Below are 13,552 nucleotides of genomic sequence, written 5' to 3'. Positions count from 1 at the left end.
CATCCTCGGCATCAGCTATCCAGGCCGTTCAACCACTTCAGAACGTCTTCGAACGTGTCGAAGTCCTGCTCTTCCTTGATACTCGGTTGCGTGCCGAAGGTATCCTTGAGGTGAACACCGAGGTGTTTATCCCCGTGAGTGATCTCTGTGACAGGGGTCGTGTCGCTGATCTCATCTACCTCGGCATAATGCTCGCGGAAAAATGTTTTGAGTCTTTCTTCGTTGGACATTGCCATTTCCTCTTTGTGGGTGAAGTGATGCTAAAGTTTCAAGGCTGACCAGTCGGGGGTGATGGTTGTTATATCTGTTTCTTCTGTCGTGAGTACATGGATGTAATAGTCTTTATCTTTATTGTCCAATTGGAAAATCATCGCTCGCTCATCGACGAGCGTAAGGGTTCCTTGGATGTGCGGCTCGGGGTGTGACATCGTTTTGTAAGTTAAGGTTACAGCTTTGTTTAGTTTGCCTTTAAGGTAGGCCAAACTATTCGCGTGTTGTCGGCAGCGGTCGAATGAGTCGATTGCCCGCTGGATGTCACTATTTTGGGTGGTTTCATGATTGATTTTAGCGGACACTGCCTGCACCGCACTGGCACCGGATATCGCATAATGGGCCTTGCCAATTGAACACGTCTCAAGACTCTTCCTGTCGGCAAATTTGATAGCCTCTTCGATCAGCGCCCGTCCTTCCTTGGTACTTGCATCCTTCGCCTGAGTTGCCAAGTGCACACGCCAGAGCAAGGCATATACCTTGGCATGCATCAGCGCACGCTGGACCTCGAAGTCATCGGTTGCCGCATATTTTTTATCAATCCGCTCTATCTGCGCGAGCATGACAGCGTCCGACTTACTGCTTTGAATGTCGCTCAGCAAGTCACTCATGGACACCTTCGTCGTCACATTGTTTTTGATCTCGACACTCGCCAAGGCAGCCTTGGCTTTTTCGGCAGCCTGGGCGGCTTTTTCGGCGGCCAGGGCCGCTTTCTCGGCTTCAGCAACCGTCGTCTCTGTGTCAGGGGCTGCTTCTGCGTGCTCGCGCGCGCTCTGCGCCTCACTGGCGGCAAGCTGGGCTTGTGTCAGTGCATCATTGGCCGTTTTCAGCTCGGCAGCGGCAGCAGGGGCTTTCAGCGCCTTGTCGTTGGCAGCGGCCTGCGCGGCATCGCGTGAGGCAATGGCGTCTTGCTGAGCCTTGCCGGCCTTGGACAGGGCGGTGGCCCTTCGTTGGTCGTCCAAGGCTTGCGCAGCCTTGCGGGCATCGGCGACCTCGCCGGCCGCCTTGAGCGCCTGCGCCTTGGCTGTGTGTGCCTTGGCCGCTTCGGCGTTGGCTTCGTCCACCTTGCCGGCGGTTGCTGCAGCCTCGGTTTTCTCTCGGGCTGTTTTAGCGGCTTTGGCAGCAGCCTGCGCATCGGCGAGGGCTTTTATCGCCTTGGCTTTCTCATCTGCAGCCTCAGGCACATTCAATATCGGGGCAGTGGCATCGGCTACGGCGGCATCGCGTGCTTCGTTGGCCAACCCTTCGGCTTCCCTGGCACTGGCAATGGCATCGTCCGCTTTGCCGATAGCCGCAGGTGGGTTGTCGGTTACGGCCGGGGCTTCCTCACTGCTGCCAGCGCCTGGTTGCAGCAAGGCTTTTACGCCTTCGCGGAAGCTGCTTGAGCCCTCTAGCGCCGAGTAGATGACATGCACGGTAATGTCTTCGAGCTTGCAGGTTTCACCGTCGAACAAGCTGGCGGTATGCTTCGCGCCGCTGGGGAACTCGATTTTCCAGCTGGAAAGCAGCCCTGTACCCTCGAAGGGCTGGTAGCGCGACTTGTCGGGGATCGAGGGTTGCAGGTCGAAGTTGCGGTTTACTTCCTTGAGTGCCCAGATGGCCACGCTTTGGTTGGGGCGCAGGTCCCGCAAAACGTTGCTCGCATTGCCCTGAGTACCGGCATAAAGGTGCTTGGCGCCTTCAAGATCGTCGGTGAGCAGCACCCGGTTGGCGGTTTGGTAGAGCATGGCCGACAGTGACTTCGAGGTGCCGCCCTTGGCGACATTGAACGTCAGCCAGATGCGCTCGATCCGGCGCAGGTAATGGCCGGGGAACAGCGTGTCGAAGTGCTGCGGCGCCAGTTCGAAATGAATCACGTCCGCTGCCAGTTGTGCCTGCAGCTGTTCCTTGCTCCAGCCCAGGTCATTCACCAGCGAGAGGTCGGCGTGGATATCCAGTGGCCGATGGTTGTCGCGCACGGCAGCGAGGTCCATCAGCATCAGGTCGCGCTCCAGCGCTTCACCGGCCAGCATGCCGCGCCAGTTGTCGAGCCAGCCGTCGGTCTTGATCCAGGTGCTGTTGAAATCGCCCAGCTCGTACTGCAGGCAGGCCTCGGCCATCAGGCACAACGAGAGGGTGGCATCGTAGGCGCTGCTGTAGATCTCTGCCATGCGCCCGATCAGCCATAGGTAGGTCGGTTGGCTGGTGAACACCGACGTCATGATTTCGTATTCCGCCTCGTGGCATCGCAACTTGGCACGCGCTTCCTCCAGGGCGATGGTCGCGGCGTGTATGCAGATATCGCGCTCGCGCAGTTGCTTGTCGATGATCTTCAGCTCAAAGGCGGCCTGGTCGGCTTCATGCTGCCATTGCTGCGCACGCAATTGGTATTCGGCGCGCACGCGCAGGTCGTCACCCACCAGCTCCATGACCTTGCCCAGTGCTTCGAAGGTCGTCCCCACCCTGGCCAGGCCTTGGCTGGGGTTGGCGTTACCGAATGCAAGGCCGAACACCGTGGGGATGTTGGCCACGCCACTGGCAACCGCGTTGAAGGGAATCGACGCTGCGTAAAAGCTTTGGGCGAGGCCACCCAGGGCCATGGCGGCGGTTTCCAGGTCGGTTATCCCTTCGTCCACCAGCCCTTGGTAATAGGCTTGCTTGTTCTGCGCCATCTGCTGGCTCATCAAGACCGTGTCGCGCTCACGCTTGGCCAGTTCCAGCGCTTGTTCCTGCAGGCGGCACGGGAATTTCAGCACGTTGATGATGTGGGTCTTGCTGGCCAATGCCAGCGTCAGCGACGCCTCGGTATCATAGAAGCGCAGCTGCGATTGCCCCAGTTCGATCAATTGCAGCACGGCTTCCCCGGCACATTCGCGCACCTCTTCGTAATGGCAGGGCGGTACTACCCGGGCAACCTGGGCGGCACTGCGCAGGTCCTGGCCGACACCCACTGAACCTTGAGCGAGCTGGTCGAGCACGGACGGGTCGAGCATGATCGCGGCGGGCTTGCCATCCAGGGTCAGGCCGTGACGTAGGTTGAACTGGCGGTTACGCAACAGGTTGCGCAGTTCTATCAGCGTGTTGTTCAGCGGCGGGGTGAAATCGCCGGTGCCTGCATCGGCCAAGGCCGGTGCTTGCGCCGGGGCGCTGGAAAGGTCTTCGGGCAGCAGGCCGATCAGGCGCAGGGCTTTGTCGTAGCACAATGTGGCCTCTACCAGCGAGTCCAGGGTCAGCAGGCGGTACTGGTCGTCGCCTTGGCGTTGCCAGTTCTCCACCACGAACAGGTGCATGGCCTTGCGGTAGCGTTCGGGGTTAGCGTAGGCCAGCAGATCGGGGTCGTTCGCTTCTCCAGGGGCCGCAAACACGGCTCGGCTCAACAGCGGCAGCGTGAGCCAGAACAGCGGCGGGTGGTTGCCTTCGGGAACCCAGGTGCGGTAGGGGTCGAACAGGTAGCGGGTACACCAGCGCCAGGCCTGGGCGTATTCCCGGTTCTGGCGCTGCAGCCAGCTGACCAGGAACGGGACATGGAAGAACAGTTCCCAGAAGTACAGGCCGTTGGCGCTGTGGAAGTCCACCTTGGCGGCTGCACTGCTCGGCTGCAGGCGCGGTTCGGGCAGGTGTTGGGCTTCCCAGGAAAGTGCCTGGCTGACCGATTGTGCCGCCATTGCAACGAGTTGTTTGCCGAAGAGGGTGTTGAGCCGAACGCATGGGGTCGGCACTGTTTTCCCTGGGAATGGTTTGGCGTTGGCTTCCGTGAAATCCAGGTACAGGGCCTGAACTTCGTTACGCCTGATCTGAACACTTGGAACGGCGTCGTCCTTCTTGTCCACTACGGTGTAGGCCAGGGTGGCCGAACCGAGCGGTTCGATACCTGTTGGTAACCGGTGCTCCACGGCCAATGTAAAGGTGTATTGGCTGATGTCCGGGTTGAACGGGTGTTGAAAGATGACCTTTCCGTGGCCATTGGTGCTCAGTTGGTCTTCATAGACCAAGGTGTGAGTGGGGTCGATGTACAGCAGAATTTTGCGTAAGGCATCTGGTTGATGGTGCTGCAGGCGCAGGATGGCGTCCAGCAACGTACTATCACCGGCAGCGTTGACATTTTCTGTGTCCAGAAGTGCTTTTTCATGCCTGATGATCGCCTCTTGGGCATCGGCATCATGCGCTGTGTTCGCTTTCCTGAAGGCAGTGGTGGTCGCAACGGGTTCGTCAGTGCCTTCGGCATCCGAAAGGGGGAAGATCTCTCGGTACGTTTCAGCCGAAAGGTATCGAACTTTAAGGAGTGCGGATTTTAGCTGCTGGAAGGCGAAAAGGTCCTTGTCTTTGAGGGCCTTCAGGTTCGCCAGTTCAGGTGTTTCAAGCAGGGCAGATTCTTTGCTCGACAGCGTCCATGTTGGGTTTTGTTGCTCAGGTGCTTTGACAGTCAGGCGAGTCGTTAGCTGGGCAGTGGCTGGTTTTTTTCGATCTATTACCTCTATTGTTCGCTGCTTACTGATGTTTTCGGCGGGTGTTGATATGTCGAAGGTGATTGTGTAATCAATTGAAAGAGTTGATTTTTTAAGTGCTAGGAATTGGGAGGTGCTTTCTATGTCTAGCGAAAACTGGTCACTGTAAGGGCCAGTCGATTTGTAAGCAATTAATTGTCGCGGTTTTTTCTGCGTATTGGTTTCGTTTTTTGTGCCGGCTCTATATGTTTCAGGTTTTGCGGAAATGATAAGAGCCTTATGGGAGATTTTTTTGTCTTCCGCGTGGAGGAGCTTCGTTTGGTATGTTATTAGGTAATATTTTTCCTCGAGTTCGGTCCGGGTCAGGTCGCTAAATTTGATGAGAATTGAATCTTTTGTAGAACTCGTTATTTCGTCCCCGCGGAGGCTAACGCAAAAATGCGCTTCTCCCCCTGGGGATGCCAGCATTATTTCTCCAGTGTCCCAGCCTCCGCGTGTTTTCCAAACACCATCCATGTCGAGTGTGAACTGGATGTCACTTGTACCCATCGAAAAAGAAGCGTGTGGCTTTATGTCGCCTCTGGAAACGAGGTCATACTGCGTGTTGAGTTTTTCAACCGTTGCGTCGGCGTCCCAGGCGAAGGGTATTGATCCGGTGGTTGCCGGTTCGAGTTCGACAACCGCTCCCACGTAGGGATGCTGTACGACCCGAGGGTCGTGGAAAAAGCCGATCCAGTTCGAAATCAGCTTTCTTTCCAGTGGGCGCTCGCGCTTGTTTTCGGTGTCCAATACCTTGTTTTCTAACAGGAGAAGATCTTTTGTGACGCTGAAGTAATTCTCGTTGCGCTGCGGCGAACCGCTCTCACCCTTGATAAGGCTCGGATCGGCCAGAACGACCGTGAGCCACGGATCGTCCAGGCGATCGCCATGGTTGTTGACCATCACCATCAACACGGGCATGAAGTTGCGGGTTTTTAGAAATGCATTTCCTGTTGGCTTGCCATTTCTGACGCCCGGCAGTGTCGTATCGAACGCTCCCTGCTCATCATGCCCATCCAACTCAATCAGCGTATTGGCCGGGCTCCACGCCCCATCGGTCTGCTGGAACGCGAGGCACACCCGCAAGGGGTAAAAGTCACTGGGTTTGTTATCCGCCCCCATGGGAATCGCCGTGTTGTCCCGCTCTACCCAAACCACATAGCGCCGCCCCGCAATCATCACCGGCCGTACCAACTCGATGTGCGTGCGAAGGTCATCGTCCAACAGTGCCTTTTCCGTTGCAGTGGCATCGGCAGGGGCTTTGGGCAGCGGGGTCACCACCATCTCCCCGCTCAGCATCAACGTGATCTTCTCCCATTCCCCCCACGCCAGCATGCTCGGCGCCCCATCCGGGGCCCGTTGCGACATGTCGAGCGTGCGCCAGTAATACTCCACAGGCTCGACGTTGGTCTTGCCGATGAAATGGTAGGTATCGGTCAACGGGGAGGTGCCGTCGGCATACGCCGAAATCGGTTGGATATTGCTCAGCTTCTCGAAGGTGCTCAGGTAGCCCAGCATGGCGATCTGGATTTCATCCGCCGTGCATTTGCCCTGGGCGAGCAGGGTTTCCAGGTCCTTGAACGCTGTGGTCTTGCGCTGGCGGCGGGTGGGGTCGATGAAGTTCTGCGGCTCGTTGTGCGCATCCTTGCGCAGCTTCCAGCGCTCGTAACTGCTGCTGAAGTTTTCCCAATCCTCCCGTTGCGCTTCGCTGATGGCGGTGCTGCGGTAGCCGTTTTCCAGGCGCGAGTGAATCTGATGCAGGTAACGCTGCAGGCTGGCGGTGGCCGACAGCGTTCGCGTCGTGAGCGGTTCATGGGATACCTGCAGGTCGATCAGCAAGTAGTCGGCCAGGGCCTGTGGGCTGGTGATCCAGTGGCGGGCAGCGTCCCTGGGTACCCACTTGACGATCATCCATTGCAGCAACGCATCACGCCAGGCAACGCTCAGTTGTTCATCCAGCGCCTGGCGCTGTTTGCCCGAGCAGTGTTTGCGCAGCGCCACGGCGGCTTGCTCAAACAGGGCGTAGTCATTGGCCTTGGCGTTGGGCAATTTGCCCAGGTCGAGCAACGTGTCCAAGGCCAGATTGTGTTTACTGGCCAACTGCAACATACGCAGCAATTGATCCATGCCCCTTAGCGTATTCGGGGCGGGCATGCTGGCCAGGGCTGCGAAGGTGCCCTGGGGTTGGCCCAGTACGCGCTCAAGGGTGGACCAGCGCTCCTGTTCATGGGCGGCGATGGCGGCTTCATCGGCGGCTGTTTCGAGGCTGGCCGTGTCGTTTACCAGTGCATGTTCGTGGGTGCCGGAAACTACGCTGGCCAACAGCGACTGGTAGCGGCTCAGTTGATAGGTGACCGTGAGGTCGAGCGCTCGATACCTGGCTTTGCCTCTGCCATTCAAGCCAAACCAGGCAGGGTGCACGCTGATCAGCCTGAGCGTTTCGGCGCTGAGTTTGAAGATTTTCACCGCGTAGGCGTAGCGCTGCAGCTTGGTCCACAACGCATGATCGCTGTCGGTAAAGTGGCTCAGGGCCGTGTCGGTTGGCTGGCAGGCCTGGCGAATGGTGTCGATTTGGGTGGCAAGCATCAGCGGATCGACCTCGGCCCAATTCAGCAGGTGGGCTGCATGCTGCGCGCTTTCCAACGCCAGGGCTTGGCTCAGTGCCTGGTGGAGCCCTTCAAGGTTGGCTTGCACTGCTGGGTTTTCCACTTCCGTGGTCGGTTTGGGCGCGAGGTCGGTTTTGCCCGGGTGAATGAGCACATCGGCCTTGAACGCCAGTTCCCATTGGGGCATGGCATACGACACGTTGGTATTCACCACCATGGCCAGTTGTACGGCGTTGAGTTTCTGTTGCTGCAGCCACTCCATGGCCTGGGCCACGCCGGCAAGCACATCGACGATATCCGCCTTGCCGGTTTCACCCAACAAGCTGGGTTCGCCCGCCAGTTGTTTGCGGTAGGCCGGTTGGTCTTGCATCAACAGCCCAAGCAGCACCAGGCCATCGGCTGTTGGCGTACCGAACAGGCGGGTGAGGGCGACGATGCGGTAGCACGCCGACACCACGGCCAGTGAGCGCTTGGGTTTGCTCAGCCCCTGGGCCTCGATCACCCAGCCCAGGATGCCCCGCACGAAGGCGACGTCCACCTTCAATGCCAGCGCGAGCTGTTTGACGGTCAAGGCGTCGGCGCCGCTGGTGGCCGTGTGGTCGAAATGCGTGTCATCCAAGCTCAGGGCAGGCAGTGCAGGTGCACTGTCGTCACCGCTGGCTGGCGCGAACAGCTTGTCGTAGAACGCCACGTTGCGGTGGGTGGCGTAGGGGGAAATTTCATTGAGGAAGGCGGCGTACTGCCAAGGGGTAACCTTGTACTTGAGCTGCAGATGCCGGAACAGGCCCAGCGCCCGCAGGGTATGCTCGGTCAGCTGGTAGTCCGCGGCCTGGCCCTGCGCGCGCAGGGCGGCCATGACCAGGCCGTCGGTTTCGGCGGCGTTCAGGCCCAGTGCCCGCTGCAGGCGCAGCATGCGTGACAGGCGGCCGATGTGGGCTTGGGTGAGGCCCGTGATACGCACGTTCTTTTTCCCTGGTGCTTGCGCCGAGCCTGACTCGGTGAGGTACAGGGGGGGACCGGCATTGTTGATGAACGCCGCGCCATGCACCTTGCTCGACGGCGCAGCGGCCGAGGGGACGTTGATGCTTCGCGTTACCGAGGTCCCCTGCACGCCAACTGCGTTCACGGCCAGTAGCTGGCGTAGCTCCCGGCGTGTCACCCCCAGCGCCTTGGCCAGTGTGCGTGTGGTGTCGACATCGGCCAGTGCGGGGCTGCTGTCGTCCGCCTGTAGCAGCAAGGTGTGCAGTTGCGGTGAGAAGCCGCTGCAAAGGGTGATGGCCGAGCGTTGGGCGGCGAGGGTCAGGTTGTCGAAGGCGAACAGCGGGTGGCCCTTGTGGGCAGCGCTGAGCAGGTCCCACAGCGGCAGCTGTTTCGCCGCCAGCGTGGCCTTGGCGGCTTCCCACGCAGGATGGAACGGCACATTGGCCTGATACGCCCCATTGGCCACGGCCAGTTGCAACGATTGCCTGGCGGGCACGGCCTCCTGGGCCCGGCTCTCCAGCAGTCCCACCACCATGCGCACCTTGGGCAAGACTTTGCGTGCATTGCGCTCATCGAGCTTCAGCGCCAGCAGGTCGGGGCGCCGGGTCAGCAAGGTGATCGGTGCACTGACATCGGCCCGCACTTCGAATGCCTGAATCAGCTCCTTGAGGTGAACCAGGTAGGCCAGGCGGCTGTTGTTGGCCATCAGGGCGCCGGGCGCGCAGCGGGTCTTGTCGTCGCTGAACAGCGTCATGTAGGTGGCAGCATCTGGGCGCGCGGCGGGGGAGTGATCAGTGTTTGGAGACGTGAGGTCGTTCATCGCAGGCTTCCTGAGTCGAGCAGACCAGCCCCGGTGACGCCGGGGCGCAATGTAGGTGTCTACACGCTACGCCTCAAGCCGCAGTCGCACAGCTGGCAAAAATGTCAGGTAGGCTATGCTTGAGCGGGGGCGTTTTGCTCAGAAGTTGAGCATGCGCAAGTTCCGCGTGGCGAGGATAGGCGCGGTTCGATAAACGCCGCATGCGCGACAGGCGCTCTGTGCCGAGTAGATTGAGCGCCGGTGATGCATTACCTCATTACCCACGTGTCTTTGATACGATTCTCCCCAACAGTCCAGTTCTCTTTTTCTTGTACTGTTCGGGATAAAAAGTCACCGGGCCTGCGTTCAGATAGCCGTTCTCGATAAGTTCCAGTTCAATCAATGTACTTGTCGGGTTGAGGCCCAAGTTAAAGAGGACGGGCTCGGTATACGTGGTGACCGGTTTGCCCATGATATCGGACAGCTGCTGTCCGAAAGCGACCGTCGGGAAGCCATTACCATGGGTTTCTGTACTTGCCCCAGCTCTGCAGGAGATCAGGTGAATGGGGCCATCGGTGAGGGCAGCTTTATTCAATTTCAGCTGTTCCTTCAAACCTTTGGGTGTCAAACCGCCTACGGTCCAACCATCGCCATGACCGAATATGACGTCCATTGTATCGTGTTTGCTACCATATTCCCTTCCACTGGTGACAACGATGTCCTTGAGGCGACTATTGTCACGCCGGGTTTTGCCGAACGTCGTGTAGGGCCTGGTGATCTTTAGGTGTGGCCTGATGAACTCTCCAATGCCGTGCCCGGAAGGGTCGCCGTAATTTATAGGGTCACCCATTACGAATGCATAGGTGTTGAGCCCTCCGCGCGCAAACGGGCTGTCACTGTCCGGGCTCATGAACCTCATCAGACTGGGGTTGTAACTGCGGTAGCCCATTCCGAGTATATAGTGCTGGCTAAGCGTATCGGGTCGCTCCCCTTTGAATACGGCGGGCAGGTCAGGACGCCCCACGGCTTGCCCATATGCATTGAAAGTTATGGAATGTTGCTCCGATTGCGTGCAATACCGGACGGCAGACTGTTGGGCGTCCGTTGCCAGCAACGTAGTGCGCTGCTGTTGGACCGCGCCAGTGAGGAACGCCATTGTCATTCGCCCATGAGTGAGCGAGGTCGTGATGACGGTAGCCTGCAGAACTGTGACAACGTTGGAGTCTTGATAGAAGTATCGTTCGATCATGAATCATTCCCTCCTCGCTCAAGGTTGGCTGAGGACTTCGATCAGGCCGCCGACGGTCATGTGGTCGCTGTAACTGACTGGTTTACGGGTCGCCAGGCGCAGTGCTTTCAGGTAACGGTGCAGGGTCTGCTCGCCAAGCGCTTCCCTGAGCATCAGGTCTTTATCAACCTTGAAGGTAGGAAGAAGGGCGCTGTCACCGTAGGTTTCGATGGCTTGGGCGCGTTGGTTGGCGATGATCTTCTGCAGGCTGCGGATGACGAGTTTGCGGTAGTTGTCCATGGTTGAATCTCCGCCGGAACAGGATGGATTGGCTTACTTGCCATGTTTGTTGATGTGGTCGATCGCGGCTTGAACCGTGGTCAGCTGCTCCGCCTGCTCATCGGTTATTTCCATTTCAAACTCTTCTTCCAGCGACATGACCAGTTCCACGGTGTCCAGCGAGTCTGCCCCAAGGTCTTCCATAAAGGACGACTCATTCTTGACCTCTTCCTCTTCGATGCCCAGTTGTTCTGCAACCACTTTTTTCACGCGTTCTTCTACCGTACTCATCTCAATCTCCAGTGGATGGGACCTGTGATGGGTATATCGCGCGTGAGGTTTGGGTGAAACTGGTAAAAATGTCAGTTGCCCGAGAGCAAATTGCATGCCTCGGGATTGTGCGGTACGCCCGGTAGGAGCGAGCGAAGCTCGCGATGCGCCGCAAGCGCGGCGCTCGGTTTCACAGGTACCGAATGCCTGCGCCGCTGACGCGACGCATCGCGAGCGGCGCTCGCTCCTACGGGGCGGGTACAGGCCCTTGGGCGATGGGCAGTCCGGGTATGAACGTCTACCCTTAAGCCTTCACCGGGGGCTCCTCATTCGGCGGGTCCCCCACCGTCGGCGGCATGGTCGGCTTGATGGGCAGCTCGTCCGGTTCCTGTTCCGGCACGGGCGGCGGCAAGCTCGGGTCGTCGATGTTGGGGTCGGGTGTCTCCGGTGGAATGGGAATGTTCATGGCCTGACCTCGCGTGGGTGAATGGAAAGAGGTGCTGAAGGCTCTGACCGCTGGCAGCTGCCGTTCGCTCAATTTTTTTGAACCCCACGCCTGTGCCCGGCTCTGAACCCTTACCGCCACCAGCCTGAGGGAGCAAGGTCGATGTCACGAAACGAGCCCTTTGAACGCGTGCCCATGGCGAACGATCACCCGGACCAGGCCATCAGCCTGTCCCAGGCGCTGTTGGCGCCGCGCATCGTGATCGAAGACACCCAACCGGTACTCGAAGCTGGCACCTTCGCTGCCAAGGCCATCAGCGGCCAGCCAGTTGCAGTCAGCAGCAAGGTCTACAGCGACGGCCACGACCGCCTGGCGGTGATGCTCAACTGGCGCCAGGCCAACAGCCGCCGCTGGCATTGCGTGCCCATGCACTCACCAGGCAACGACCTGTGGCTGGCCGAATTCACCCCATCCGAGCTCGGCCCACACCTGTTCAGCATCGAGGCCTGGATCGACCCCTTCGCCACCTATTGCCACGACCTGGAGCGAAAGTACCACGCCGGCGTCGAGGTCAAGCTGGAGCTCGAAGAGGGCCGGTTGATGCTGGGCCAGGGCATGGAACTCACCGAAGGTGTGCTGCGCGATGAAATCGGCGCCCTGCGCGACCGCCTGGTGGCGCTAAAACCCGATGACCAGGTGGCGCTGCTGCTGCACCCCGACACCGCACGCCTGATGGCCGATGCCGAGCACCGCAGCTACCTCACCCGCAGCCGCGAATTCCCCGTCGATGTCGACCGCCCGGCGGCGCTGTTCGCCAGTTGGTACGAGCTGTTCCCCCGCTCGATCACCAGCAGCCCCGACCGCCACGGCACCTTCAACGATGTGCACGAACGCCTGCCGATGATCCGTGACATGGGCTTCGACGTGCTGTACTTCCCACCCATTCACCCCATTGGCACCCAGCACCGCAAGGGCCGCAACAATGCCCTGCGCGCCGAGCCCGGCGACCCCGGCAGCCCCTATGCCATCGGCAGCGACGAGGGCGGCCACGAAGCCATTCACCCGCAGCTGGGCAGCCGTGAAGACTTCCGCCGCCTGGTCGCCGCTGCCGCCGAGCACGGCCTGGAAATCGCCCTGGACTTCGCCATCCAGTGCTCCCAGGACCACCCCTGGCTCAAGCAACACCCTGGCTGGTTCAGCTGGCGCCCAGACGGCACCATTCGCTACGCCGAGAACCCGCCGAAGAAATACCAGGACATCGTCAACGTCGACTTCTACGCCGCCGAAGCGGTGCCGAGCCTGTGGCTGGCCCTGCGCGACGTGGTGGTCGGTTGGGTGGAAGAGGGCGTGAAGACCTTCCGCGTCGACAACCCGCACACCAAGCCGCTGCCGTTCTGGCAATGGCTGATCGCCAATGTGCGCAGCCAGTACCCCGAGGTGATCTTCCTCGCCGAGGCCTTCACCAAGCCGGCCATGATGGCGCGCCTGGGCAAGGTGGGGTATGCCCAGAGCTACACCTACTTCACCTGGCGCAATACCAAGCAGGAGCTGCGCGAGTATTTCGAAGAACTCAACCAGCCGCCGTGGAGCCAGTGCTACCGGCCAAACTTCTTCGTCAACACGCCAGACATCAACCCCTACTTCCTGCAAACCTCCGGCCGTGCCGGCTTCCTCATTCGCGCAGCCCTTGCCACCATGGGCTCGGGGCTGTGGGGCATGTATTCGGGCTTCGAGCTGTGCGAAGCCACGCCGCTGCCGGGCAAGGAGGAATACCTGGATTCGGAGAAGTACGAAATCCGTCCGCGCGACTTCACCCAGCCCGGCAACATCGTGGCCGAAATTGCCCAGCTCAACCGCATTCGCCGGCAGAACCGCGCCCTGCAAACCCACCTGGGGGTGGTTTTCCTCAACTGCTGGAACGACAACATCCTGTACTTCGCCAAGCGTACGCGCGAGCGCGACAACTACATCCTGGTAGCCATCAGCCTCGACCCGCACAACGCCCAGGAGGCCAGCTTCGAGCTACCGCTGTGGGAGCTGGGGCTGGGCGACAACGCCGATACCCTGGGCGAGGACTTGATGAACGGCCACCGCTGGACCTGGCACGGCAAAACCCAGTGGATGCGCATAGAACCCTGGCACCAGCCGTTCGGCATCTGGCGTATCGAAAAGGCTCATTGAAACCACCGCAACCTGGTAGGAGCGAGCGTA

At 59.6% G+C, this 13,552-nt stretch carries 7 protein-coding genes; 1 reads left to right on the top strand and 6 read right to left on the bottom strand.

The genetic code is table 11. The annotated features are described in order from the left end of the window. Positions 1-11: 11 nt before the first annotated feature. From F3J44_RS09440 to F3J44_RS09415, 6 genes are all read right to left on the bottom strand, one after another. On the bottom strand, positions 12-230 hold the full coding sequence (locus F3J44_RS09440; RefSeq protein WP_167271905.1) for a hypothetical protein: 219 nt from the start codon (positions 228-230) through the stop codon (positions 12-14). Positions 231-260: 30 nt separating this feature from the next. Then, the gene (locus F3J44_RS09435; protein WP_167271903.1) at positions 261-9,140 is read right to left on the bottom strand and encodes a neuraminidase-like domain-containing protein; all 8,880 of its coding nucleotides are present in this window, start codon (positions 9,138-9,140) and stop codon (positions 261-263) included. Positions 9,141-9,396: 256 nt separating this feature from the next. Continuing rightward, positions 9,397-10,368: an RHS repeat-associated core domain-containing protein gene (locus F3J44_RS09430; protein WP_167271901.1), complete on the bottom strand. Its 972-nt coding sequence runs from the start codon at positions 10,366-10,368 to the stop codon at positions 9,397-9,399. Positions 10,369-10,386: 18 nt separating this feature from the next. After that, positions 10,387-10,647, bottom strand: coding sequence for a hypothetical protein (locus tag F3J44_RS09425; RefSeq protein ID WP_167271900.1), 261 nt, complete (start codon positions 10,645-10,647; stop codon positions 10,387-10,389). A 33-nt stretch (positions 10,648-10,680) separates the two neighbouring features. After that, positions 10,681-10,917 carry an acyl carrier protein gene (gene acpP, locus F3J44_RS09420; protein WP_167271898.1) on the bottom strand — a complete coding sequence of 79 codons (237 nt, stop codon included), beginning with the start codon at positions 10,915-10,917 and terminating at the stop codon, positions 10,681-10,683. A 283-nt stretch (positions 10,918-11,200) separates the two neighbouring features. After that, positions 11,201-11,362, bottom strand: a complete 162-nt coding sequence (locus F3J44_RS09415; protein ID WP_167068174.1) for a hypothetical protein — start codon at positions 11,360-11,362, stop codon at positions 11,201-11,203. 174 nt (positions 11,363-11,536) lie between these two features. Here F3J44_RS09415 and F3J44_RS09410 point away from each other — a divergent pair, with 174 nt between their 5' ends. Continuing rightward, positions 11,537-13,522 (top strand): alpha-1,4-glucan--maltose-1-phosphate maltosyltransferase, encoded by a 1,986-nt coding sequence (locus tag F3J44_RS09410; RefSeq protein WP_205299794.1) that lies wholly within the window; start codon positions 11,537-11,539, stop codon positions 13,520-13,522. Positions 13,523-13,552: the final 30 nt, after the last annotated feature.

Origin of the sequence: Pantoea sp. Tr-811 (assembly GCF_011752535.1) — a bacterium.
Taxonomy (GTDB): Bacteria; Pseudomonadota; Gammaproteobacteria; order Pseudomonadales; family Pseudomonadaceae; genus Aquipseudomonas.
The sequence above is the reverse complement of the archived record's forward strand: the minus strand, read 5'-3'. Positions and strand labels throughout refer to the sequence as shown.

Coding starts and splice junctions, on each gene's coding strand:
- F3J44_RS09425 (WP_167271900.1), bottom strand. CDS start 10,647: ATGGACAACTACCGCAAACTCGTCATCCGCAGCCTGCAGAAGATCATC.
- F3J44_RS09440 (WP_167271905.1), bottom strand. CDS start 230: ATGTCCAACGAAGAAAGACTCAAAACATTTTTCCGCGAGCATTATGCC.
- F3J44_RS09435 (WP_167271903.1), bottom strand. CDS start 9,140: ATGAACGACCTCACGTCTCCAAACACTGATCACTCCCCCGCCGCGCGC.
- F3J44_RS09410 (WP_205299794.1), top strand. CDS start 11,537: ATGGCGAACGATCACCCGGACCAGGCCATCAGCCTGTCCCAGGCGCTG.
- F3J44_RS09415 (WP_167068174.1), bottom strand. CDS start 11,362: ATGAACATTCCCATTCCACCGGAGACACCCGACCCCAACATCGACGAC.
- F3J44_RS09430 (WP_167271901.1), bottom strand. CDS start 10,368: ATGATCGAACGATACTTCTATCAAGACTCCAACGTTGTCACAGTTCTG.
- acpP (WP_167271898.1), bottom strand. CDS start 10,917: ATGAGTACGGTAGAAGAACGCGTGAAAAAAGTGGTTGCAGAACAACTG.